Here is a 23523-nt window from a genome sequence, read left to right on the forward strand (position 1 = left end):
GTCCTCGTTGTTCCAGTCAATTGTACGGACAATGTACGGGATGTTCTAGCGAGTTGTGGCGCCGCGGCTCAGGCCGTGGCGTTCGTGCGGTGGAGGCCCTTGCGGTCGTAGTAGCGGGTGATGAGGATGCCCGCGACGACGGCGATGGCGATGCCGAGCAGGGACATCCAGATGCCGCGGTCGAGGCCCGCTTCGTAGTTGGCCTCGAAGTAGAGGATCGAGCGGACGCCGAGGAAGACCTGGTGCATCGGTTCGAATTCGGCGAGCCAGACGAACTGGGTCGGGATGGCCTCGATCGGGACGGTGCCGCCGGAGGACGGCAGGCCGAGGATGACGAACAGGGCCAGGTTCACCAGCAGGCCCGCGGTGCCGAGCGCGGCGAGTGAGGTGAGGGCGGTCCAGCCGACGGCGATCATGGCCAGCACCGAGAACAGGAACAGGGCCAGCGGATTGTCCATCGGCATGCCTACGATCCGCGCCGCGATCATGAACACGATCGACACGATCACCGCGGCCAGCGCCATCACGCCCCACTTGATGAGCAGCGTGTGGAACCGCGAGATCGACGCGGTCGGATAGTGCACGAACCACGGCCCGTATTCGGTGGGGACGAAACCGAGGTGCGCGTCGATCATCGTGTGGATGATCATGCCGCCGACCATCCCGGCCAGCAGCAACAGCAGCGCGTAGAAGAACGCCGTCAGACCTTCGCCGGTGCCGGGCGGCAGCGGACGGAACTGCTGCTGCGCCACGTCGACCGGGGTCTCCAGGGTGATCATCGCCGCGCCCGACACCTCGGGAACCGGCGCGCCCTCCGGCGTCTTGGCGAGGGTGTCGCGCACCTGCTGGGTGAGCTGGGCGCCGACCTGCTTGTTGACCTCGACCAGTGCCTGATCGCCGATGCGATGCACGATCTGGGTGCCGAAGGCGCCCATCCTCGGATTGGTCTGCAGCGTGATGACCGGCTTCTCCATCTCGCCGGCCACCACGCTGCCGACCCCGAGATTGCCCAGCCGTTTGCTGAAGTCGCCGGAGATGATGATGGCGCCGTAGACCTGCGCGTTGCGCAGCAACTGCTCGGACTCCGACTTGCCGACCACCCGCAGGTCGACCTTGTCGGTCGGCACGTTGGCGATGAGCCCGTCGGCCACCTGCTTGCCGTAGTCGACGCGCGCGCCGGTGCTCGTCACGTCGCCGACATCGAGGTTGACCAGTGCCACCGGGAAGTCGTGCAGGTTCTCCTCGGGATCGGCGATGTAACCGAGGTACATCACGCCGAGCAGGGCGGTGAGCACGGTGAGCACCAGGGTCGGCATGACCACAATGTGGGACCAGTGACGCCGTTCCGGCCCGGATGTGGCGAATGTCGCTCCGCCGGTCTCGGGCCGCCCGGAATCTTTCGGCTCCGACGGGGTGTTCTCACTGTTCTGAGCGGCATCATCGGCCGGTTCGTGCGCGCTGTGGTCAGTCGTCACCTTGCGCACGGTAACAGCTCGTCGGGGCCGATCGGTGGGTTCGCGACCCATGATTGCCGCCGGTGTGCGAGCGCGCGTACAACGCGGTCGTCTTCACCCGTAGAATGACGGGTGCCCCCAGCCCGCCCGAACAGGGAGCAAACGGTGAATGACTCTCACGAGCCCGAGAACGAGCCCCGCGAGGAGTGTGGCGTCTTCGGCGTCTGGGCTCCCGACGAGGACGTCGCCAAGCTCACCTACTACGGCCTGTACGCCCTGCAGCACCGCGGGCAGGAGGCGGCGGGCATAGCCGTCTCCGACGGCTCCCAGATCCTGGTCTTCAAGGATCTCGGCCTGGTCAGCCAGGTCTTCGACGAGCAGACCCTCGGCGCGATGCCGGGGCACATCGCCGTCGGCCACTGTCGCTACTCCACCACCGGTGGGGTCACCTGGGAGAACGCGCAGCCGATCTTCCGCACCACCGCCGTCGGCTCCGGGCTCGCGCTCGGGCACAACGGCAACCTGGTCAACACCGCCGAATTGGCCGGTCGCGCACGCGAACTGGGCCTCATCGGGGCCGGCGTGATCGACGGCCGCCCGCAGATGACCGGCGCCACTTCCGATTCCGACATCGTCACCGCGCTGCTGGCCCACGCCGCCGCGGACTCGAGCATCGAACAGGCCGCGATGGAGCTGCTGCCGCAGCTGCGCGGCGCGTTCTGCCTGACCTTCATGGACGAGCACACCCTGTACGCGGCGCGCGACCCGCACGGCGTGCGCCCGCTGGTGCTCGGCAGGCTGGAGCGCGGCTGGGTGGTCGCCTCGGAGACCGCGGCGCTCGACATCGTCGGCGCGGCGTTCGTCCGCGAGATCGAGCCGGGCGAGCTGCTCGCGATCGACTCCGACGGCGTGCGCTCGATGCGCTTCGCCAACCCCGAACCCAAGGGCTGTGTCTTCGAGTACGTGTACCTGGCCCGCCCCGACACCACGATCGCCGGGCGCTCGGTGCACTCCACCCGCGTGGAGATCGGCCGCAAGCTGGCCAAGGAGAACCCGGTCGAGGCCGACCTGGTGATCCCGGTCCCGGAATCGGGCACCCCGGCCGCGGTCGGCTACGCGCAGGGTTCCGGCATTCCCTACGGCCAGGGCCTGATGAAGAACGCCTATGTGGGCCGCACCTTCATCCAGCCGAGCCAGACCATCCGTCAGCTCGGCATCCGGCTCAAGCTCAACCCGCTGCGCGAGGTGATCCGCGGCAAGCGGCTCATCGTCGTCGACGACTCCATCGTGCGCGGCAACACTCAGCGCGCGCTGATCCGCATGCTGCGGGAGGCGGGCGCGCTGGAGATCCACGTGCGGATCGCCTCGCCGCCGGTGAAGTGGCCCTGCTTCTACGGCATCGACTTCGCCTCGCGCGCGGAGTTGATCGCCAACGGCACCGGCGCCGACGACAGCTACGCCGACATGGTCGACAACGTGCGCCGCTCGATCGGCGCCGACAGCCTCGGCTACATCTCCACCGAGGGCATGATCGCGGCCACCGAGCAGCCCGCCTCGCGGCTGTGCACGGCCTGCTTCACCGGCGAGTACCCGATCCCGCTGCCGGAGGAAGCCGCCATCGGCAAGAACGTGCTCGAGGGCATGTTGTCGGGCAAGCCGGAGTCGCGGCTGCTGGCGGAGAACGTCAACGCCGACGCGTTGAGCAGGCCGTAGCGTCACTCGTGCAGCGGAAGGGTCGGTCAGGATAAGCCTGGCCGGCCCTTTTCGCGTTGTGTACGCAAGAAATTCCGGTGCACGAATATTTCGTAAGATTAGTTCATAACATGACGGCAATTTTTCGCTCGATTTGAAACTGGGCGGTAATGGTTCGCCTGTACGGTCCCCCGTTATATCGCTAGCTCACCGCGTCGTCACCGCACCCGAGATCCGGGTGTGGCGGCGACGCAGGCGTTCGAGAATGGGACCTGATGTTGAACAGTGCAATGGGCGGACGCAAGAATCGCGCGAAACAAGTTGCCGCAGTGGGAATCGCCGCCGTGGTCGCCGCCGCGCTGGCCGGGTGCGGCTCCGGCCGGACCGACGAGGCCGGCTCGGGCGGTGGCCTGGTCGTCGGCACCACCGACAAGATCTTCGCACTCGACCCGGCCGCGGCCTACGACAACGGCTCGCTGCTGGTGGAGACCCAGATCTATTCGTACCTGCTGAATTTCGCACCGGGCGATACCACGCCCCAGCCCGACGCGGCGGAGAAGTGCGAGTTCAGCGCACCGACCGTCTACACCTGCAAGATCAAATCCGGGCTGAAATTCGCCAACGGGAACCCGCTCACCGCCAAGAGCGTGAAGTTCTCCTTCGACCGCATGGTGAAGATCAATGATCCGCACGGTCCCGCCTCGCTGCTCGGCAATCTCGACAAGACCGACGTGGTCGACGATCTCACCGTCGCGTTCACGCTGAAGGTCGCCAACGACCAGACTTTCCCGACGATCCTGCCGACCCAGGCGGGCCCGATCGTCGACGAGCAGGTGTTCCCGGCCGACCGGGTGGCCACCGACGAGGAAGTGGTTGCCGCCAAGGGCTATTCGGGCCCGTACACGATCGCCAGTTACGACAAGAACAAGCTGGTCGAGTACAAGGCGTACGGGGACTACCAGGGTCTGCTCGGCACGCCGAAGACCGAGTCGGTCTCGACCAAGTACTACGCGACCTCCGACAACCTGAAGCTGGACCTGCAGAACGGCGCCATCGACGCCGGCTACCGCTCGTTCACGCCCACCGATATCGACGCCCTGCGCAAGGACAGCAACGTCAAGGTGACCGACGGTCCCGGCGGCGAGCTGCGCTACCTGGTGTTCAACATGAACACCATGCCGGGCAACACCCCCGAGCAGAAGCTGGCCGTGCGCAAGGCGATGGCGTCCTCGATCGACCGCGAGGCGCTGGCCACCAACGTGTACAAGGGCACCTACCAGCCCGCGTTCGGCTATGTGCCGCAGGGCATGCCGGGCGCCGCGACGCCGCTGCAGGACATCTACGGCGCCAAGCCCGACAAGGACAAGGCCGCCAAGTTCCTCGCCGACGCCGGGGTGGCCGCGCCGGTGACGCTGAACCTGCAGTACAACCCGGACCACTACGGTCCGAGTTCGTCGGAGGAGTACGCCGCGATCAAGTCGCAGCTCGAGGCCTCCGGCCTGTTCAAGGTGAACCTGCAGTCCACCGAGTGGGTGACCTACCAGCGCGAACGCGCCTCCGACACCTACCCGCTGTACCAGTTCGGCTGGTTCCCGGACTTCCCGGACGCCGACAACTACCTCTCGCCGTTCTTCGGCCCGAACAACTTCCTGCAGTCGCACTTCGAGAACCCCGGCATCAACGCGCAGCTGACCGCCGAGGCCACCGAGCCGGACAAGACCAAGCGGCTCGAGCTGATCAAGCGGCTGCAGACCGACCTGGCGCAGAACCATCTGCCGACCCTGCCGCTGCTCTCGGGTAAGCAGGTCGCGGTCTCCAAGCCCGGCGTCACCGGGCTCGACCAGACCCTCGACGGCTCCTTCAAGTTCCGGTTCACGGTGCTGGGCAAGTGAGTCAGGACACCGCCGCGCCCGGATCGCCGGTCCGGGCGCGGCGCACGGGGACGGGAAAGAGCAAGGGCGGCGGGCAGTCCCGCCAGGTGGCCCTGCTGAAGTATCTGGCGGTGCGGCTGGCGTTGATCGTGCCGACCGCCTGGCTGCTGGTGACGGTGGTGTTCTTCCTCATGCGCGTGATCGGTGACCCGATCAGCGCGGCCCTGGGTGGTCGGCTCACCCAGGACCAGATCGAGGAGCGCAAGGAGGCGGCCGGCTTCAACCGGCCGATCCTGACCCAGTACTGGGAGTACATCTCGGGCCTGGCCCGACTGGATTTCGGTCGCTCGCAAGACAATCGGGCGATCAGCGATGTGGTGGTCACCTATGGCGCTGCGACCGTGGAACTGGTGTTCTGGGCGCTGATCGTCGCCTTCGCGGTGGGTGTGCCGCTGGGCCGCTACGCCGCGACCCATCGCGACACCCCCGCCGACGCGGCATTGCGCCTCGGCGCCATCGTGGCCTACGCGGCGCCGGTGTTCTTCGTCGGCATGCTGCTCAAGCTGGTGTTCTCGGTGGGCCTCGGCTGGTTCCCGGTCGGCGGCAGGGCGAGCACGAATGTCGAACTCGCGCTGCAGCATGTGTCGCCGAAGACCAACATCCTGGTCATCGACGCCATCCTCTACGGTGATCCGTCGTATCTGCTCGACGTGCTGAAGCACGCGGTGCTGCCCGCGGTGGCGCTCGGCCTGCTCACGGCAGGAGTGTTCCTGCGGCTGGTGCGGGTGAACCTGATCCAGACCATGCGCAGCGATTTCGTCGAGGCGGCCAAGGCGCGCGGGCTCACCCCGCGCGTGGTGGTCGGCAGGCACGCGGTGCGCAACGCGCTGATCCCGATCATCACGGTGATGGGCATGTGTATCGCGATGATGCTCGGCGGCGCGGTGCTCACCGAGACCACCTTCGAGTGGAAGGGCCTCGGCTATCAGCTCGCCGAGTACCTCAAGGCGCGTGACTTCGTCGCCGTGCAGGGCATCGTGGCCTGTATCGCGCTGGTCGTCGCGCTGATGAGTTTCGTCGTCGACGCCATCGTCGCGATGATCGACCCGAGGGTGAGGTTCTGATGAGCGCACCGGTGGCCACCAGCAAGTGGCGCATCCCCGGCGCCGAACTGATGGCGAGAACGGCTGGACTGCAACGGGTCACGCTGATCACCGGCCTGGTGCTGGTGGCGGTGTTCGTCTTGGTGGCGGTGTTCGCGCCACTGCTTGCCCCCTACGGGCTGGCGCAGAACTCCGCCGACGGCGTGGCCTTCGTGCCGCAGCAGGGGCCGTCGGCCGAGCACTGGTTCGGCACCTCGGTCCGCGCGGAGGACGTGTTCTCGCGCGTGCTCTACGGCGCGCGAACGGCGTTGAGTGTCATCGTGATCGCGGTGACGCTCTCGCTGCTGATCGGCGTGCCGCTGGGCCTGGTGTCCGGCTATGTCGGGCGCTGGGTCGACCGGGTGCTGACCCTGGTGATGGACGCGATCTACGCCTTCCCGACGCTGCTGCTGGCGATCGTCGTCTCGATCGTGGTGGCCGGTGGCACGTCGAGCAGCCTGGGCGGAGTGCTCTCCGCGGCGATCGCGATCACGGCGGTGTATGTGCCGCAGTACTTCCGGGTGGTCCGCAACGCCACGGTCGCGGTGAAGAACGAGCCGTACGTCGACGCCGCCCGGGTGACGGGGGCATCGACCTCGCGAATCATGTTCCGCCACATCCTGTCCAACGTCACCAGCTCGCTGCCGGTGATCCTCACCATCAACGCCGCCGAGGCCATCCTCACCCTGGCCGCCCTCGGCTTCCTCGGCTTCGGCATCGAACCGACCCAGGCCGCCGAGTGGGGCTACGACCTCAACAAGGCGCTCAACGATGTCTCCAACGGCATCTGGTGGACCTCCATCTTCCCCGGCACCGCGATCGTGCTGGTCGTGCTCGGGATGACGCTGGTCGGCGAGAGTCTGGACGAGACGCTGAATCCGATGCTGCGCACCCGGCGCTCGGTGACCACGGCCACCGAGAACCCGGCCGCCGCCGTCGACGACAAGGAACTGACCGAATGACTACAACTGTCGAAGCGGCGGCCGCGCTGTCGGTCTCGGGTCTGTCGGTCACCTTCGCGACCGACGCGGGCCCGGTGCATGCCGTGCGCGGGGTGTCGTACGAGGTGTTCCCCGGCGAGGTACTCGCGATCGTCGGCGAGTCCGGGTCGGGCAAGTCGGTGAGCTCCCGCACCGCCATCGGCCTGCTGCCGCAGTCCGCGCAGGTGAGCGGCCTGGTGACGGTCGGGGACCGGGCCGTCACCAAGATGACCGAGAAACAGCTCACCGCGTTGCGCGGTGGCGCGGTGTCGATGGTGTTCCAGGAACCGGCGCGCGCGCTGGACCCGCTGTTCACCGTCGGCTTCCAGATCGCCGAAGCGCTGCGCGCGCACAGCGAGATGAGCAAGAAGGACGCCAGGGTCAAGGCGATCGAGCTGCTGCGCTCGGTCGGCCTGCCCGATCCGGAGCACCGGGTCGACTACTACCCGCACCAGCTCTCCGGCGGGCAGAAGCAGCGGGTGATGATCGCGATCGCCATCGCCTGCGAACCGAAGGTCATCATCGCCGACGAGCCGACCACGGCGCTCGATGTCACCGTGCAGGCCGAGATCCTGGAACTGCTGCGCGATCTGCGCGACCGGCTCGGCAGCGCCATCGTGCTGATCACCCACAACATGGGCGTCGTCGCCGACCTCGCCGACCGCGTGGTGGTGATGCGCGAGGGCGTGGTGGTGGAGCAGGCCCCGGTGGACGAACTGTTCGCCAGCCCCCAGGCCGACTACACCAGGGCGCTGCTCGACGCCGTCCCGCACCTCGGCGCGGCCACCATCGAACGGCCCGCCATCGACCCCGGCGCGGAACCGGTACTCGAGGTCAGCGATCTGGTGGTGCAGTTCCCCGGGCCGTTCGGGCGCCCGGCGTTCCGTGCCGTCGACGAGGTGAGCCTGACGATCCGGCCGGGGGAGACCCTCGGGCTCGTCGGCGAATCCGGGTCGGGCAAGTCGACCATCGGGCGCTGCGTCGCGGCGCTGCAGCGGCCGACGGCCGGGCACGTGCGCATCCGCGGGCAGGACATCGCCACGCTGTCACAGCGCAAACTGCGGCCGATCCGGCGCCGGTTCGGATTCGTCTTCCAGGACCCGGCCGGCTCGCTCAACCCGCGCCTGACCGTCGGCGAGTGCGTGGCCGAACCGATGGTCGTGCACCGCACCGGTGACCGCGCGGCCATCCGCGCCAGGGTGCGCAAGCTGCTCGACGACGTGCAGTTGCCCGCGGGCGCCGAGAATCGCTATCCGCATGAGCTCTCCGGCGGGCAGCGCCAGCGCGCCAGCCTGGCCAGGGCGCTGGTGCTCGACCCCGACCTGCTGGTGGCCGACGAACCGACCAGTGCCCTCGACGTCTCCGTGCAGGCGGCGGTGCTGGAACTGTTCGCGCAGCTGCAGCGCGAATGCGGCTGGGCGTGCCTGTTCATCAGCCACGACCTGGCCGTCGTCGACCAGCTCGCCGACCGGATCATGGTGCTGCGCGCGGGCGCCTGCGTCGAGGAGGGCGACAACGAACAGATCCTGCGCGCTCCCCGGCACGAGTACACCCGCCGTCTGGTGGCGGCGGTCCCCGTCCCCGACCCGGTGCGTCAGCGAGCGCGACGGGCCGAGATCGCGGCCACATTCGCCACGGAGCTGGAAGAATAGCTAGGACCGCACGACAGCTGAACCGGCGGATCACTTAGAGTTACTAGGCATCTATCCGCCGATTCGGTTTGGAGCTTTCCCCCACAATGACTGAACAGACCCCCAGCGGCGCCGGCGCTTCCTACGCCGCCGCCGGCGTGGACATCGAAGCCGGTGACCGCGCCGTCGAATTGTTCGGACCATTGGCTAAGAAGGCCAGCCGACCCGAGGTGCAGGGCGGGCTCGGCGGCTTCGCCGGCCTGTTCGCGCTCAAGGGCGGATACCGGGAACCCCTGCTCGCGGCCTCCACCGACGGTGTCGGCACCAAGATCGCCGTCGCGCAGGCGCTGGACAAGCACGACACCGTCGGCCTCGACCTGGTCGCCATGGTCGTCGACGATCTGGTGGTCTGTGGCGCCGAGCCGCTGTTCCTGCAGGACTACATCGCCATCGGCAAGGTCGTCCCGGAAAAGGTCGCCGAGCTGGTCTCCGGCATCGCCGAGGGCTGCATCAAGGCGGGCTGCGCGCTGCTCGGCGGCGAGACCGCCGAACACCCCGGCCTGATGGACCCGGACGACTACGACCTGTCGGCCACCGGCGTCGGCGTGGTCGAGGCCGATTCGGTGCTCGGCCCCGACCGGGTGCGCCCCGGCGACGTCGTCATCGCGATGGGCTCCTCGGGCCTGCACTCCAACGGCTACAGCCTTGCCCGCAAGGTCCTGCTCGACATCGACCGGATGTCGCTGACCGGCCACGTCGAGGAGTTCGGCCGCACCCTCGGTGAGGAACTGCTCGAGCCGACCCGCATCTACGCCAAGGACTGCCTGGCGCTGATCGCCGAGACCGATGTGCGCACCTTCTCGCACGTCACCGGCGGCGGCCTGGCCGCCAACCTGGCGCGCGTGCTGCCCGCCGGCCTGGTGGCCGAGCTGGACCGCGGCACCTGGAACCCGGCCCCGGTGTTCAAGATGATCGCCCAGCGGGGTCGCGTCGAGCGGGTCGAGATGGAGAAGACGTTCAACATGGGCGTCGGCATGGTCGCGATCGTCGCGCCCGAGGACGCCGACCGCGCGCTGGCGGTGCTCACCGCCCGCCACATCGATTGCTGGACCCTGGGTCAGGTCAAGAAGGCCGCCGACGCCGACGCGCCGCGCGCGGTGCTGTTGGGGGATCATCCAAGGTTCTGACGAAACCTTTGCACCATTCGGGCCGGGTCGCGGGTATCGCGACCCGGCCCGCTTGTGCTTTGCTGGGTTTGCCCCGTGAACGGAACGGTTATCCCAGCTAGTGGGGGTTGGTGCCCGTCGGCTCGGGGTGGTCGGGGCCTCGAGGCGGCGAACACGACGAGCGTCCTGTGGTGTGCACAGGACGCTCGTCGTCTATTCGGATGTTCGCCGTACTCCTGCGAGCCCGACGCCGGCAACCGGACAACGGCTGAAGGGGGAGGCCACCCGGGCCTCCCCCTTCACCGGCGTACGGTCAGCGGCGCCAGCTGTCGTAGTCGTCGTCCTCGTTCCAACGGGATGACGACTCGTCTGCGTCGTGCTCGTCGGAAATCACGCCGCCACTCCTGTGGGAGTGCGGAGTGCTATCCGACAGCTCGCGCTGAAGGCTCGCGAAGTCGGTCGGCGCGGAGCTGTACTTGAGCTCACGTGCGACTTTGGTCTGCTTTGCCTTAGCCCGGCCACGGCCCATGGCTGACCCCCTCGCGTCACTGCGGGGCGGCCTGGGGTTTGTTGGCGGCCCCGTTCGAATTAATACTCTTCCTGACAGACACTTTAGCGTGTGTCAGGCGGTCGCGCTCCCAGGAGTACGGGAACAGCTGTCGAACAGGTACCGTTTGCCCCTTCTTCGCCGAGACCACCTGGTCTCAGAGCACCCCCGGAATCGCGCGGATCACACCGACTCTGGCGTCACCGCCCAGGACCGCGGGCGCCGCGAGCTCGGTGTGCGCGTCGCTCCACTCCACCCCGAGCCGACGCAGAATCGCCAGCGTCAGCGGCATCCTGGCCCGGTCGTGACCGTCATCGATCTTGTACGCGAAGGCCCTTCCGTCGGGGAGCGCGCCCGCGTGCACACCGTCGGCGCCGATCTTGCAGAACAGGCCGGGCGTGGCCGCCATCGCCAGCAGGTCCGGCCCCTTGGTGCCAGAAATCACTCGCGGATTCGCCCGCACGGCGTCGGCGATCCGGCGCGACGCGGTGCCGGTCTCGGCCGTGGTGAAACCGGCGAAGGCGCGCGCGAGGTTGATCAGTGAGACGGGCACGATCGGCAGGCCGCAGCCGTCGATGCCGAGGTCGGTCTCCGGTTCGCCGGTGACGTCGGCGATGGTGGCGAGGACGGCTTGCTGCAGGGGGTGGTCCACGTCGAGATATCCGGTGCGCGGCCAGTCGTTGATCGCGCAGGTCGCCAGCATCGCCGCGTGTTTGCCCGAGCAGTTCATGTACAGCGGGCTCGGGCCGGCGCCGGTGAGTGCGGCGGCGCGGGCCCGGTCCTCGAAGGGCAGGTCGGGCGGGCAGGCCAGGTCGGCGGGGGTGTGGCCGAAGCGGTCGAGCAGGCGGCGGACCAGGGCCACGTGGTCGGGTTCGCCGAAATGCGAGGCGGTGGTGATGGCGAGTTCGTCGTCGTCGACGGGCTCGAAGCCGTTCCGCAGCAGGGTCAGTGCCTGCATCGGCTTGTTGGTCGAGCGCGGGAAGATGGGGCCGTGCACCTCACCGAGCTCGAGCTCGGGCGTGCCGCCGGCGTCGAGCACGACGACCGAACCGCGGTGCACGCACTCACGGAAACCGGACCGCACGACCTCGACGAGTTCCACGCTCATGCCCGCACCTCGCTCACTGTCGCCGCCGATGTCCCCGTGACCACCGCCGAGATCGGCTGCCGCGCGCTCACGGGCGCGCCTCCACGGTGGCGTTCGCTCGGGTCCTGGTATGCCGGTCGATCTGCATCCTGATGTCGTCGGAGATGCTCGGTTCCTCGTCGCGCAGCCGGGCCAGCAGCGCCGGGTCGGCGCCGGTGAACACGTCGCGCACGGTGATGCCGTGGTCGGGGACCCGGACCACGCGGACCTCGTCGCCCGCGCCGATCGTGCCCTCGGCGAGCACCCGGAAGTAGGTGCCGGTGTCGGACTGCAGCGTGAAGCGTTTCACCCACTGCCGCTCGCCCGCCCACTGCTGGAAGGTCGCGCACGGGACGCGGGGCGCGCTCACCTCGAGCAGGGTGTCGCCGATGGCCAGGTGCGCGCCGAGCACGGCGTCGCTGAGCGGCAGTCCGCGCACCCGCAGGTTCTCGCCGAACCAGCCGATGGGCAGTTCGCGGTCGAGTTCGGTGGCCCAGCGGTGTGCGTCCTCGTCGGCGTAGGCGTACACGGCCTGGTGCACGCCGCCGTGGTGCTCGGTGTTGCAGACGTGGTCGCCGTCGAGGCCGAGGGCACGCACGCCGACGCGGCCGTCGACGGGGCGTTTGTCGATGGCGCTGCGGCCGACCCGCCCGCGCACCTCGATCTCGGCGTGCACGACACAGACGGCCAGCACCCGGCCGGTGTCACCGACGCGCATGAGCGGCCGGGTCATCGACCGCGCAGCCGGTCGACGGCGGCGCGGCCCGCCTGCACGACGTCGTCGGGGGGGACCGAGTCGGGGTCGATGGCGGCGGCCATGGAGCCGACCACCAGTTCGGTGCCCGCCGGCACCGACCGCTTGACCAGCGCGAGCGCGATCGGGCCGAGTTCGTAGTGGTCGACGACCGTGCCGAGCCTGCCGATGGTGCGCCCGCCCGCGGTGACGTCGTCGCCGGTGGCGGGGCGCTCGTCGGCCGAGCCGTCCAGGTGCAGCAGCACCAGGTTGCGCGGCGGCTTGCCGAGATTGTGCACCCGGGCGACCGTCTCCTGGCCGCGATAGCAGCCCTTGTTCAGGTGGACCGCGCCGTGCTCGTCGACGCCGCCGATCCAGCGGGCCTCGTGCGGGATGGTGCGCTCGTCGGTGTCGACGCCGATGCGCGGGCGCAGGGCGGCCACGCGCAGCGCCTCGAAGGCCCACATGCCCGCGGGCTGGGCGCCCGCCGCGGTGAGCCTGGCCCACCAGTCGGTGAGTTCGGCGCGCGGGATGATCAGGTCGAAGGAGTCGGCGCTCGGCCACGGCATGCGCCGCAGGAACCCGCCTGGCACCGCGACCGCCTCGTACACCCCGGGCAGCGCGGCGACGCCGAGTGCGTCGAGCAGCGTGTCGACCTGCGGGCCGAGCAGGCTCAGCACGGCGTGGTCGGGCGCGTCCTCGGGCTTGGCGTCGGCCCAGAAGACCATCTTGCGCAGGAAGGTGAGCAGTTCGGTGGCGCGTTCGGCCTCGGTGTCGAGCCAGACGGTCCCGTCCAGCTCGGTGAGCACGAAGTGGTGCAGCACGCGGCCGTTGAGATCGAGGTCAAGATTCTCGGCACTGTGGCCGTCCGGCAGCGTGGCGATGTGCTGGCTGGTGATGGTGTGCAGCCAGCTCAGCCGCTCGGCGCCGGTGATCGTGGCGACTCCGCGATGGGACCGGTCGACAACCGCGACGCGCTGCGCGGCGGCCTTCTGCTCACCGAACGGATCGCCGTAATGCCACGCGACCGCGGCGTCCGGGGAGCCCGGTGCGCCCGCGACGGCACCCGGAGTGTGGAGAACAGGACTGGGGGCGACGACCACCGACACAACAACCACTGTAGGCGCGTCCACTGACACGCGCCGCAGCCGGGCGTCTTATTCGGAACGGCATGCGAGGTCAGCGGCCGGTGGCGGGAGCGGAGCGTGACCACGCGGGCCGCCCGAGCATGCCCAATGTGCGCAGCCGTAGGCATAACGGACCGATAACGCCTACGCTCGTCACATGGGAGAACGGGTTCTTGTGACACTCGACGGCGCGGTCGCAGATGCGGACGCGCCGTCGCTTTATGCCGACGACATCGGCGCCTTGCGTGGCGATGGCGTCTTCGAAACGATTTTGGTGCGCGGCGGCACGGCCACCGCGCTGGAATTCCACCTGGCCAGGCTGCGCCGCTCGGCCCAGGCCCTCGACCTGCCGGAGCCCGGCCTGTCGAAGTGGCGCGCGGCCGTCGAGGTGGCCTGCAAGGAATGGGGCGCCGACGAAGAGGGCATGCTGCGGTTGATCTACACCCGCGGCCGCGACTCCGAATACGACGCGCCTGCCGGTCTCACTTCGAACGAACCGAAGCCCACCGCGTATGTGCTCGTCTCCCCGGTCCCCGCTCGGGTCGCCACGGCCCGCGCCGAAGGCGTGAAGGTGATGTCGCTGGCCCGCGGCATCTCGGTCGACCTGGCGCAGGCGGCCCCGTGGCAGCTGCTCGGCGCGAAGACGTTGTCGTACGCCACCAACATGGCCGCGCTGCGTTTCGCCCGCCGGATGGGCGCCGAGGACGTGATCTTCCACAGCACCGAACACCGGGTGCTCGAGGGTCCGCGTTCGACGGTGGTGATCGCTCGCGACAAGCAGCTCATCACCCCGCCGGCGAAGAGCGGCGTGCTGCCGGGCGTCACCCAGCGTTCGCTGTTCGCGATCGCGGAGAAGCAGGGCTGGGAGTGCAAGTACCAGTCGCTGTTCACCGCCGACCTGTTCGACTGCGACAGCATCTGGTTGCTGTCGAGCATCACGCTCGCGGCGCGGGTGAACCAGCTCGACGGTGTGCGCATGTCGGCGCCCGACAATGCCGACGAGATCAGGGAAATGGTCGACCTGGGGATCGAGAAGCCGGGCACCATCGGGGACTGGTAGCCGGATGCGGGGCACGGGTGGGGTGCCCCCGCGGCGCCGGTCACGGCGCGTATATCCAATCGTGCGGCAATCTTTCAGCGTGTCGTGGCGGTTGTCACGCTCTGGGGAGGCGGTATCCGGCGTACGATCTACTACGACATGTCGTAGTAGTGGCTGGAGGTCGGATGGACACGCTGGACGTCTCCCGGTGGCAGTTCGGGATCACCACCGTCTATCACTTCATCTTCGTTCCACTCACCATCGGTCTGGCGCCGCTGATCGCCATGATGCAGACCGCCTGGGTGGTCACCGGTAAGGACCATTGGTACCGGCTCACCAAGTTCTTCGGCAAGCTGTTCCTGATCAACTTCGCCCTCGGCGTCGCCACCGGCATCGTCCAGGAATTCCAGTTCGGCATGAACTGGAGCGAATACTCCCGCTTCATCGGTGACGTCTTCGGCGCGCCACTGGCTTTGGAAGCGCTCATCGCCTTCTTCATGGAGTCGACATTCATCGGCCTGTGGATCTTCGGCTGGACGCGGCTACCGAAACTCGTGCACCTGGCGACCATCTGGATCGTCGCGTTCGGCGTCAACGCCTCGGCCTACTTCATCGTCGCCGCGAACTCGTTCATGCAGCATCCGGTCGGCGCGCACTACAACCCCGAGACCGGCCGCGCGGAACTGGAGAGCATCTGGGCGCTGCTCACCAACAACACGACCCTGGCCGCGTTCCCGCACGTCATCGCGGGCGCCTTCCTTACCGCGGGCACCTTCGTCGCCGGTATCGCAGGCTGGTGGATGGTGCGCAACGCGCGCAGCGGCGACCCGGCGAAACTCGAGCAGGCGCGCACCATGTGGCGGCCCGCCGGACGCGCCGCGCTGGTGGTGGTCGCACTGTCGGGCGTCGCGCTGATCTTCACCGGCGACATCCAGGGCAAGCTGATGTTCGAGCAGCAGCCGATGAAGATGGCCTCGGCGGAATCGCTGTGCCACACCGAGACCGACCCCGATTTCTCCATCCTCACCGTCGGCACGCACAACAACTGCGACAGCGTCACCCACGTGCTCGAAGTGCCCTATGTGCTGCCGTATCTCGCCAAGGGCGAGTTCACCGGCGTCACCCTCGACGGCGTGGTCGACCTGCAAGAGACGTACAAGGTGAAATACGGCCCCGGCGACTACCGGCCCAACCTGTTCGTCACCTACTGGTCCTTCCGCGCCATGATCGGCCTCGCCGCCGGCTCGGTCGCGCTGCTGCTGGCCGGCTTCTGGGTGACGCGCGGTGGCCGCGTGCCCGATCAGCGCTGGTACTCCTGGCTGAGCCTGCTCGCCATCCCCACCCCGTTCCTGGCCAACAGCGCGGGCTGGGTGTTCACCGAGATGGGGCGTCAGCCGTGGGCGGTGGTGCCCAACCCGACCGGTGACCCGAACATCAGGATGACCGTGCAGCAGGCCGTCTCCGATCACGCGCCCGCCACCGTGTGGATCTCGCTCATCGTGTTCACGCTGCTCTACGGCGCCCTGGCGGTGGTGTGGTTCTACCTGATCCGGCGCTACACCGTGGCAGGCCCGGACGAGCCGGCGCCGACCCCGCCCGACGACGGTCCCGACGGCCCGGACACCGGCAGGCACCGCAAGCCGGAAGAGCCTGCCGTCGAACAACTTTCCTTCGCTTACTAGGAGCCCGGCGATGAATCTGCAGGAATTCTGGTTCGTCCTGATCGGCGTCCTGTTCACCGGATACTTCGTGCTGGAGGGCTTCGACTTCGGTGTCGGCATGCTGATGCCGATCCTCGGCAAGGGGTCCGATACGCGCAGGCGGGTGGTGCTCAACACCATCGGCCCGGTGTGGGACGGCAACGAGGTCTGGCTGATCACCGCGGGCGGTGCCATGTTCGCGGCCTTCCCCGAGTGGTACGCGAGCATGTTCTCCGGGTTCTATCTGGCGCTGTTGGTGCTGCTGGTGGCGCTGATCCTGCGGATCTGCGCGATCGAGTACCGCGCCAAGATCAATGATCCGAAGTGGCGGTCCTGGTGCGACATCGGCATCGGGATCGGCTCCTGGGTCCCGGCGCTGGCCTGGGGCTGGGTCTTCGCGAACCTCGTGCGCGGGCTGCCGCTGAACTCCGAACGCCAGATCGTCGGCTCGGTCGGGGACTTCTTCAGCGCCTACGCGCTGCTCGGCGGGCTGGCCACCGGCATCCTGTTCGCGCTGCACGGCGCGGTGTTCCTGGTGCTCAAGACCGGCGGTGAGGTCCGCGCCGACGCGCAGCGCGTCGCCCGGCTGCTGCTGGTGCCCACCGCGGTCGTCGTCGGGGCGTTCGGCCTGTGGACCCAGCTCGCCTACGGCGCGGGCTGGACCTGGGCCGTGCTGGTGACCGCGGTGCTCGGGCTCGTGCTCGCCGGCGCCGCCAACGTGGCCGGTCGGGACGGCTGGGCCTTCGTCGGCACCACCGTCACCGTCATCTCCGCGACGGTGCTGATCGTCGGCTCGATGTTCCCGAACGTGCTGCCCTCGACCATCAGCCCGATGTTCGATCTGACCATCGACAACGCGTCGTCCTCGCCCTACACACTGAAGGTGATGAGCTGGGCCGCCCTGCTGGCCACCCCGGTGGTGCTGGTGTACCAGGGCTGGACGTACTGGGTGTTCCGCAAGCGGCTGACCGTCGAGCAGATCCCGCCGGCGACCGGGCTGCTGCTGAGCAAGGACTGAGCCGGTGGGATCGGCGGACTCGCCCGCGCCTGTGGGTCGGCGGAAGGCGCGGCGCGGGCCGGTGGATCCGCGGCTGCTGCGCTATGCCAGGGCGGCGCGTACGCACCTGGTGGTGGCTGTCCTGCTGGCACTGGTGATCACGGCGAGCATCGTCGTGATGGCAGTCGTGCTCGGCCGGGTGCTCGCCGGTGTCATCACCGATCCCGATCTGCGCGAGTTCTCCGCGTGGACCACCGAATTGATCGTGCTGGCGGGTGCGGTGGCTGTGCGCGGCGCCGCGAGCTGGTGGCAGGCGCGGCTGGCGCATCGGGCCGGCGCCACGGTGGTCGCCGAACTCGAGTCGGCGGTACTGCGGGCCGGCGCCGAGCTCCCGCCCCGGCAGCTGGACGCGCGGCGCACCGAGCTCGCCGTGGTGGTCGGCGACGGGCTCAGCGGCCTGCGCGGCTGGTTCACCGGCTACCTGCCCGCGCTGCTGCTCGCCTGCCTGGTGCCGCCGATCGTGTTGGTGGTCATCGCCTTCCACGACCCGACCTCGGCGCTCATCGCGGTGATCACCGTGCCGCTGATCCCGCTGTTCATGGTGCTCATCGGGCTGCTCACCCAGGGCCGCGCCGAAGCCACCCTCGCCGCCACCACCCGCCTGTCCGACCAGCTGCTCGACCTGTTCGCCGGCATGCCGACCCTGCGCGCCCTCGGCCGCGAGGGGCCGACGGGCCCGACGATGGTGGATCAGGTTCGTGCCCTGGGCGATTCGCTGCGGCAGCGCACCATGCGCGCGCTGCGGATCGCCTTCCTCTCCTCGATGGTCCTGGAATCGCTGGCGACCCTGAGCGTCGCGCTGATCGCGGTCGCCATCGGCCTGCGCCTGGTCTACGGCGAGATGACGTTGTACGCGGGACTCGTCGCGCTGATCCTCGCGCCGGAGGTCTACTGGCCGCTGCGGCAGGTGGGGGAGAAGTTCCACGCCGCACAGGACGGAATGGCCGCCGCGGACAAGGCTTTCACGGTGTTGGAGGCCGAACCTGTTCGACCGGTCATCGCGACGACCGAGGCCGAAGGTGTCCCCGGCCGTGGTCGGTCGGCGCACCCGCAGGGCGCACGAATCCTTGTGCGAGGGTTGACCGTCGCGGCACGCTCCGGCAACGCGCCCGAGGCATTGACCGCGGCGATCGCGCCCGGGACCGTCACGGTGCTGACGGGGCCGAACGGGTGCGGGAAATCGACGACGCTGCAGGCGATTCTGGGATTGATCGAGCCGGATGCTGGTGCCGTACACGTCGACTGTGTCGATGTCCGCGAGCTCGACTCCGCCGCCTGGTGGGCCCGCGTCGCCTGGCTGCCGCAGCGGCCGGTCCTGGTTCCCGGCACGCTGCGGGAGAACGTCGAACTGCTCGGTGCCGGGACGGACGGGCTCGACGAGGTCAGCACCACAACGGGTTTCGAGTCCGTGCTCGCCGCGCTGCCCGACCGCTGGGACACCCGCGTCGGCCAGGGCGGTGTCGGCCTGTCCCTCGGCGAACGTCAGCGCCTGGCCCTCACCCGCGTCCTCGCCGCCCGCCGCCCGATCCTCCTCCTCGACGAACCCACCGCCCACCTCGACTCCACCACCGAACAGCACGTCCTGCGCACTCTGCGCACACTCGCCGCCGACGGCGCGACCGTCGTGATCGTCGGCCACCGGCCCACGGTCCTGGCGGCGGCAGACGTGGTCGTCCAGGTCAGCGGAACCAGCGCGCCCGGCACCACCGCCGGGCCGGGTGCTGACGGTGCACCCGAAGGTGGGCCTGAATCCGTTGGCACACCGGTCAGTCGGCCGATGGCTGCCGATCGGGAAGGCGGGGACGCCTTGCAGTCCGGACGATCTGCCGGGCTCGGTCAGGTGGCATCGCGTGGATCGCAGGCGGCTGGCATCGAGGCGGGGCCTGGTGGTTCGGCGCCGGTCGCCGCCGGTCATCAGCGCGATGATGCGGCATCGTCGGGACTGGAGGCAACGCGTTCGGTGGGCGGCGGGTCCGCGAGCGGAGGTGTGGCGCCGGTCGGCCTTGGTCGCACATTCGATGGTGGGGAGTTCCCGGCGTGGCAGGAGGCGGGCTCGGTGGGCGGCGGGTCCGCGAGCGGAGTCGCGGCGCCGGTCGGCGTCGATCGCCCGCTCGATGCTGCGACGGGGACGGAACACCAGGCCGCGAGTACGGATGTCGAGCAGGCGGTGCGGGGGGACGAGGTGGCTGGTGCGGGCTTGGAAGGCGAGGGGGTGCGGGCGTGGTGAGCGCGGTTGCTCGCGATCCTGACCGGCAGACGTTGTCGCGGGATCTGCGGGAGATGTGGCAGTTGCTCGCGCTGTCGCCGTGGCGTGTGGTGGTGGCGATCGCGTGGGGCGTGGCGGCGCTCGGCAGTGGGTTGGCGTTGGCCGCGCTCGCCGCGTGGTTGATCGCGCGGGCGTGGCAGATGCCGCCGGTGCTGTATCTGAGCGTCGCGGTGACTTCGGTACGGGCGCTGGGCATCTCGCGTGGCCTGTGCCGGTACCTGGAGCGGCTCGCCAGTCACGATGTGGCGCTGCGAGCGATGACGTCGGCGCGGACCACGGTGTACCGCACCCTGGCGCATTCGGATATCTGGTGGTGGCGGACAGGGTCGGCGAACCACCTCGGCGGAAGCGCGCCGGCGGGCCATGGGGGAGCGGGCGCGGTTCGTGCGGCCGACATGCGCGGTGGTGATCTGCGGGAGTTGCGGCGGGGTGATCTGCTGGTCCGGATCGGCAGGGACATCGATGACCTCGGTGCCGTGGTGGTGCGGGTGCTGGTTCCCGTCGCGGTCGCGGTGGTGTTGTCGCTGGCGGCGGTGGTGCTGATCGCGTTCATCTCCGTGCCTGCCGCGGTGATTCTCGCTGTCGCCCTGGCGGTGTCGGGGATGCTCGCGCCCTGGCTGTCGAGCCTGGCCGCACGCGAGGCCGACGAGGCGAATCAGGCCGACCGCGCCGAATTCACGGCCGAGGCACTCACCGTCCTCGACCACGCCCCCGAACTGCGCGTCGCGGGCAAGCTCCACACCGCACTCGCCAAGGCGGACGCGGCCACCGTCCGGGCGGTCCGCGCCGAGGACACCGCCGCCGCCCACAGCGCCTGGGCCGCCGCGGCGACCCCGCTGTCGATCGGCATCAGCGCACTGGGCGCCCTCCTGGTCGGCATCGCCGCCTACGGCCCCACCGGCGGCCTCCCCGGCGGCATGACCCCGATGGCCCTCACCATCCTGGTCCTCGTCCCCCTGTCGGCCTTCGAGGCAGTCGGCGCCCTCCCCACCGCCGCCACCACCCTCACCACCTCCCGAGCCGCCCTCCACCGCCTCCGCACCGCCGAGTCCGGCCGATCCGCCGAGTCCAGCGCACACCGGCCCGAACGCATCCCGATGCCCGCAGGCCGCCGTATCGCTGTTGTCGGGCCCAGCGGCGCAGGCAAGACCACCCTGCTCATGGCGTGGGCTGGGCTGTTCGATACGCCCCGCGAGGGCGTCACGTTCTTCGCCGAGGACGCGCATCTGTTCAGCACGTCGATCCTGGAGAACCTGCGCGTCGCCCGGGGTGATCTCACGGTCGCGGAGGCCGAGGGGGCCCTGCGCGCGGTGGGGCTGGGGCCGTGGCTGGATTCGCTCGCCGAGGGTGTCCACACCGGACTCGCCGGGGGCGCGGCGGCTGTCTCCGGCGGGCAACGGCGCCGGATCCTGCTGGCTCGGGCGCTGGTGGCCCCGGCACACACCCTGCTGCTCGACGAACCGACCGAGCATCTCGCTGCCGCCGAGGGCGAAACCCTGTTGCGCGAGCTGCTGGACGCGGGCAGCGGGCTGGTGGATGTGGAGCGGACGGTCGTCGTCGTCACCCACCAGCTGCCCGCCGACCACCGCGCCGACACGATCGTCACCGTCGACGAGACCGGGGCCTGCCACCTCGAGTACCGCTGAACGCCCAGCTCAGAGCCGCAATTAATTCGATTGCCGACCGGCGGGCACCCCGATAGATTCATCGGTACACAAGAGAGGAGGTGATCTGAAGAATGGTTATTCATCGGATGCGTGAGGTGGCTGCCCGCTAGCACCACCACTGCGGGAATTCCCCAGCGGTGCGCTGAGCGAATCCCAGGCAGTCACCCGACCCCCGAGCCCCCGGAGTATCCAACCGGGATCACCGAGTTCTCTCCGAACCCGGCGATATGGCTCGGGGGTCGCTCCATTTTTCCAGCGAACGGAAAGAAGCTTGTTCTCGTCAGTCCGCAGTGGAGGTGGTGAGGACTCAGCCGATGTAGCGCTGGAGGCGGGCCGAGAGGCGGGGTTCGAGGGCGCCGTCGGCGTCCACTCGTTCCTCCACGTAGGCCAGGTCGCCGCCTTCGACGATGCCGTAGAGGCGCTTGGCGCCGCCGACGACCGCGCCGGACTGGCTGCGGATCACCACGTCGGTGGCCAGCTCCCAGGACGACTGGGTGCGCGCGGTGCCGTAGAACAGCTCGACGATGCCGGAGCTGTGCGTGAGCAGCAGTTCGAGCATCTCGTCGTCACCATCGGTGCCGACCCGCCAGAATCCGCTCTCGCGCAGATCGGGGCGCTCGTAGCTGCCCTCGGCGTCGAGCTTCCAGGTCTGCGATTCCCAGACCAGGTAGTCGCCGCCGTCGTGGGAGACGACGATCTGCTGGCCGAAGCGGTAGTCGCCGTCGGTGGGGTGATTGCCCTCGCCCTCGCCGCGCCACACGCCGACCATGGGCAGCAGCGCCAGCATGGCGTGGTTCAGGTCGGGGCCTTCGCGCAGGTTCGCGGTGTCGTCGGGCAGCGGAAGATCCGGCAGGACCGAGATGTTTCGGACGCCGGTCTCTTTCGCGCGCTCGGCCGCGATGTTCACGGCTTCGTCGCCACTACGACGCTCGGCCGGAGCGTCTTGCTCGGTACTCGCGCGCTCGGCCGGGGAACCTTCGCTCGCGAGTCCGCTCATGACTCGGTGAAGAGCCGGTAGAAGACGTACAGGCCGAACCAGCCGATGAGGATCGACACGGCGATGAGGAGAATCTCGAAGAAGAGGACCACGTTCCGGAGTCTAGCGAGTCCCGCCGGCGAACACGACAACGGCCCTGGCAGTTCCCGCACGGGAACTACCAGGGCCGTTGTGAGTTTTCTTACTTCGCGACCGCGACGTCCACCGAGTGGATGCCGGCGCCCTCGGGGGTGACCGAGGCCGAACCGTTGCCCGACGAGGACAGCGCGCGCAGGGTCCACGAACCCGGCGCGGCGAAGAAGCGGAAGTCACCGGTGCCGGAGGCGACGACCTCGGCGGTGAAGTCACCGTTGCCGTCGAGCAGACGCACGAACGCGCCGCCCACCGGCTGACCGTCGGAGCTCAGGACGCGGCCGGTGATGACCGTCTCCTTCTCCACGTCGACGCCGGCCGGGATGGCCTGACCCTGGGTAGGTGCTGCACACATGGAATTACGCTCCCAACTCGATAGGTGCACCGACGAGCGAACCGTATTCGGTCCAGCTGCCGTCGTAGTTCTTGACGTTCTGGTGGCCGAGCAGCTCCTGCAGCACGAACCAGGTGTGCGAGGAACGCTCGCCGATGCGGCAGTAGGCGATGGTCTCCTTCTCGCCGTCCAGGCCCGCATCCTTGTAGAGCTCGGCGAGCTCGGCATCGGAACGGAAGGTGCCGTCCTCGTTGGCCGCCTTGCTCCACGGCACGTTGATGGCGCCCGGGATGTGGCCGGGACGCTGGCTCTGCTCCTGCGGCAGGTGCGCGGGAGCGAGGATCTTGCCGGAGAACTCGTCGGGGCTGCGCACGTCGACGAGGTTCTTGGTGCCGATGGCCGCGATGACCTCGTCGCGGAACGCGCGGATCGAGGTGTCGGGCGCGGCGGCCTTGTACTGGGTGGCCGGGCGCGAGACCGCGTCACGCGAGAGCGGACGACCGTCGAGCTCCCACTTCTTGCGGCCACCGTCGAGCAGCTTGACGTCGTTGTGGCCGTACAGCTTGAAGTACCAGTAGGCGTAGGCCGCGAACCAGTTGTTGTTGCCGCCGTACAGCACGACGGTGTCGTCGTTGCTGATGCCGCGCGCCGACAGCAGGTCGGAGAACTGCTCCTGGTTCACGAAGTCGCGACGCACCTGATCCTGCAGGTCGGTCTTCCAGTCCAGCCGGACGGCGCCCTCGATGTGGCCACCCTCGTAGGCGGAGGTGTCCTCGTCGACCTCGACGAAGACGACGCCGGGGGCGTTGAGGTTCTCTTCGGCCCAGTCAACGGAGACCAGGACATCGGAGCGAGCCATGTT

The 23523-nt window shown here is 69.0% G+C and carries 18 protein-coding genes and 1 pseudogene; 11 read left to right on the plus strand and 8 right to left on the minus strand.

What is annotated here, in order from left to right:
* Nucleotides 1–68: 68 nt before the first annotated feature.
* The gene (locus AB0H56_RS24280; protein ID WP_357167383.1) at nt 69–1316 is read right to left on the minus strand and encodes an ABC transporter permease; all 1248 of its coding nucleotides are present in this window, start codon (nt 1314–1316) and stop codon (nt 69–71) included.
* Between the two features lie 303 nt (nt 1317–1619).
* Between AB0H56_RS24280 and purF the strand changes: the two genes are divergently transcribed.
* The 6 genes from purF to purM all read left to right on the plus strand — a co-directional run bounded on the left by purF (nt 1620) and on the right by purM (nt 9957).
* A complete protein-coding gene (gene purF / locus AB0H56_RS24285; RefSeq protein ID WP_357167385.1) occupies nt 1620–3167 on the plus strand; it encodes an amidophosphoribosyltransferase in 1548 nt (515 codons plus the stop codon).
* A 269-nt stretch (nt 3168–3436) separates the two neighbouring features.
* Nucleotides 3437–5038, plus strand: a complete 1602-nt coding sequence (locus AB0H56_RS24290) for an ABC transporter substrate-binding protein (RefSeq protein WP_357167510.1) — start codon at nt 3437–3439, stop codon at nt 5036–5038.
* Nucleotides 5039–5124: 86 nt separating this feature from the next.
* Nucleotides 5125–6141 carry an ABC transporter permease gene (locus tag AB0H56_RS24295; RefSeq protein WP_280341413.1) on the plus strand — a complete coding sequence of 339 codons (1017 nt, stop codon included), beginning with the start codon at nt 5125–5127 and terminating at the stop codon, nt 6139–6141.
* Complete coding sequence (locus AB0H56_RS24300; protein ID WP_357167387.1) at nt 6141–7121, plus strand: ABC transporter permease; 981 nt, start codon at nt 6141–6143, stop codon at nt 7119–7121. Before AB0H56_RS24295 ends, AB0H56_RS24300 begins: the two co-directional genes overlap by 1 nt.
* Nucleotides 7118–8791, plus strand: coding sequence for an ABC transporter ATP-binding protein (locus AB0H56_RS24305; protein WP_357167389.1), 1674 nt, complete (start codon nt 7118–7120; stop codon nt 8789–8791). The genes AB0H56_RS24300 and AB0H56_RS24305 overlap by 4 nt, the downstream gene beginning before the upstream one ends.
* An 86-nt stretch (nt 8792–8877) precedes the next feature.
* Nucleotides 8878–9957, plus strand: a complete 1080-nt coding sequence (purM, locus tag AB0H56_RS24310) for a phosphoribosylformylglycinamidine cyclo-ligase (protein ID WP_110037393.1) — start codon at nt 8878–8880, stop codon at nt 9955–9957.
* A 292-nt stretch (nt 9958–10249) separates the two neighbouring features.
* Here the strand turns inward: purM and AB0H56_RS24315 are convergent, their stop codons facing one another.
* From AB0H56_RS24315 to AB0H56_RS24330, 4 genes are all read right to left on the minus strand, one after another.
* A complete protein-coding gene (locus AB0H56_RS24315) occupies nt 10250–10465 on the minus strand; it encodes a DUF3073 domain-containing protein (RefSeq protein ID WP_110037392.1) in 216 nt (71 codons plus the stop codon).
* Nucleotides 10466–10640: 175 nt separating this feature from the next.
* Nucleotides 10641–11591, minus strand: a complete 951-nt coding sequence (locus AB0H56_RS24320; protein ID WP_357167392.1) for an asparaginase — start codon at nt 11589–11591, stop codon at nt 10641–10643.
* 67 nt (nt 11592–11658) lie between these two features.
* On the minus strand, nt 11659–12342 hold the full coding sequence (locus AB0H56_RS24325) for an MOSC domain-containing protein (protein WP_357167394.1): 684 nt from the start codon (nt 12340–12342) through the stop codon (nt 11659–11661).
* Entirely contained in the window at nt 12339–13451 is a 1113-nt protein-coding gene (locus tag AB0H56_RS24330; protein WP_357167396.1) for a folate-binding protein YgfZ, read from the minus strand. Before AB0H56_RS24330 ends, AB0H56_RS24325 begins: the two co-directional genes overlap by 4 nt.
* Before the next feature lie 175 nt (nt 13452–13626).
* Between AB0H56_RS24330 and AB0H56_RS24335 the strand changes: the two genes are divergently transcribed.
* The 5 genes and pseudogenes from AB0H56_RS24335 (at nt 13627) to AB0H56_RS24355 (ending at nt 21177) form a co-directional block, all read left to right on the plus strand.
* Entirely contained in the window at nt 13627–14529 is a 903-nt protein-coding gene (locus AB0H56_RS24335) for an aminodeoxychorismate lyase (RefSeq protein ID WP_357167398.1), read from the plus strand.
* A gap of 164 nt (nt 14530–14693) precedes the next feature.
* Nucleotides 14694–16190: a cytochrome ubiquinol oxidase subunit I gene (locus AB0H56_RS24340; protein WP_357167400.1), complete on the plus strand. Its 1497-nt coding sequence runs from the start codon at nt 14694–14696 to the stop codon at nt 16188–16190.
* 10 nt (nt 16191–16200) lie between these two features.
* On the plus strand, nt 16201–17226 hold the full coding sequence (gene cydB / locus AB0H56_RS24345) for a cytochrome d ubiquinol oxidase subunit II (RefSeq protein ID WP_357167402.1): 1026 nt from the start codon (nt 16201–16203) through the stop codon (nt 17224–17226).
* Nucleotides 17227–17230: 4 nt separating this feature from the next.
* Nucleotides 17231–18961 (plus strand): annotated as a pseudogene (cydD, locus tag AB0H56_RS24350) (thiol reductant ABC exporter subunit CydD); the annotation flags it as partial.
* A gap of 584 nt (nt 18962–19545) precedes the next feature.
* On the plus strand, nt 19546–21177 hold the full coding sequence (locus AB0H56_RS24355) for an ATP-binding cassette domain-containing protein (protein ID WP_357167512.1): 1632 nt from the start codon (nt 19546–19548) through the stop codon (nt 21175–21177).
* Nucleotides 21178–21505: 328 nt separating this feature from the next.
* On the opposite strand, the gene AB0H56_RS24360 is transcribed toward AB0H56_RS24355, so the two are convergent.
* The 3 genes from AB0H56_RS24360 to AB0H56_RS24370 all read right to left on the minus strand — a co-directional run bounded on the left by AB0H56_RS24360 (nt 21506) and on the right by AB0H56_RS24370 (nt 23520).
* Nucleotides 21506–22195, minus strand: coding sequence for an FABP family protein (locus tag AB0H56_RS24360; RefSeq protein ID WP_280218644.1), 690 nt, complete (start codon nt 22193–22195; stop codon nt 21506–21508).
* 181 nt (nt 22196–22376) lie between these two features.
* Complete coding sequence (locus tag AB0H56_RS24365; protein WP_110037384.1) at nt 22377–22682, minus strand: DUF1416 domain-containing protein; 306 nt, start codon at nt 22680–22682, stop codon at nt 22377–22379.
* 4 nt (nt 22683–22686) lie between these two features.
* The gene (locus AB0H56_RS24370; RefSeq protein WP_110037383.1) at nt 22687–23520 is read right to left on the minus strand and encodes a sulfurtransferase; all 834 of its coding nucleotides are present in this window, start codon (nt 23518–23520) and stop codon (nt 22687–22689) included.
* Nucleotides 23521–23523 lie beyond the last annotated feature (3 nt).

Source organism: Nocardia sp. NPDC050717 (assembly GCF_040654275.1).
In the GTDB taxonomy this organism is placed as follows: domain Bacteria; phylum Actinomycetota; class Actinomycetes; order Mycobacteriales; family Mycobacteriaceae; genus Nocardia.

What these genes read in the sequence shown, in the direction of transcription:
- AB0H56_RS24280 (WP_357167383.1), bottom strand. Translation starts at nt 1,316, where the DNA reads ATGCCGACCCTGGTGCTCACCGTGCTCACCGCCCTGCTCGGCGTGATG.
- AB0H56_RS24290 (WP_357167510.1), top strand. Translation starts at nt 3,437, where the DNA reads ATGGGCGGACGCAAGAATCGCGCGAAACAAGTTGCCGCAGTGGGAATC.
- AB0H56_RS24300 (WP_357167387.1), top strand. Translation starts at nt 6,141, where the DNA reads ATGAGCGCACCGGTGGCCACCAGCAAGTGGCGCATCCCCGGCGCCGAA.
- AB0H56_RS24305 (WP_357167389.1), top strand. Translation starts at nt 7,118, where the DNA reads ATGACTACAACTGTCGAAGCGGCGGCCGCGCTGTCGGTCTCGGGTCTG.
- purM (WP_110037393.1), top strand. Translation starts at nt 8,878, where the DNA reads ATGACTGAACAGACCCCCAGCGGCGCCGGCGCTTCCTACGCCGCCGCC.
- AB0H56_RS24315 (WP_110037392.1), bottom strand. Translation starts at nt 10,465, where the DNA reads ATGGGCCGTGGCCGGGCTAAGGCAAAGCAGACCAAAGTCGCACGTGAG.
- AB0H56_RS24320 (WP_357167392.1), bottom strand. Translation starts at nt 11,591, where the DNA reads ATGAGCGTGGAACTCGTCGAGGTCGTGCGGTCCGGTTTCCGTGAGTGC.
- AB0H56_RS24325 (WP_357167394.1), bottom strand. Translation starts at nt 12,342, where the DNA reads ATGACCCGGCCGCTCATGCGCGTCGGTGACACCGGCCGGGTGCTGGCC.
- AB0H56_RS24335 (WP_357167398.1), top strand. Translation starts at nt 13,627, where the DNA reads ATGGGAGAACGGGTTCTTGTGACACTCGACGGCGCGGTCGCAGATGCG.
- AB0H56_RS24340 (WP_357167400.1), top strand. Translation starts at nt 14,694, where the DNA reads ATGGACACGCTGGACGTCTCCCGGTGGCAGTTCGGGATCACCACCGTC.
- cydB (WP_357167402.1), top strand. Translation starts at nt 16,201, where the DNA reads ATGAATCTGCAGGAATTCTGGTTCGTCCTGATCGGCGTCCTGTTCACC.
- AB0H56_RS24355 (WP_357167512.1), top strand. Translation starts at nt 19,546, where the DNA reads ATGTGGCAGTTGCTCGCGCTGTCGCCGTGGCGTGTGGTGGTGGCGATC.
- AB0H56_RS24360 (WP_280218644.1), bottom strand. Translation starts at nt 22,195, where the DNA reads ATGAGCGGACTCGCGAGCGAAGGTTCCCCGGCCGAGCGCGCGAGTACC.
- AB0H56_RS24365 (WP_110037384.1), bottom strand. Translation starts at nt 22,682, where the DNA reads ATGTGTGCAGCACCTACCCAGGGTCAGGCCATCCCGGCCGGCGTCGAC.
- AB0H56_RS24370 (WP_110037383.1), bottom strand. Translation starts at nt 23,520, where the DNA reads ATGGCTCGCTCCGATGTCCTGGTCTCCGTTGACTGGGCCGAAGAGAAC.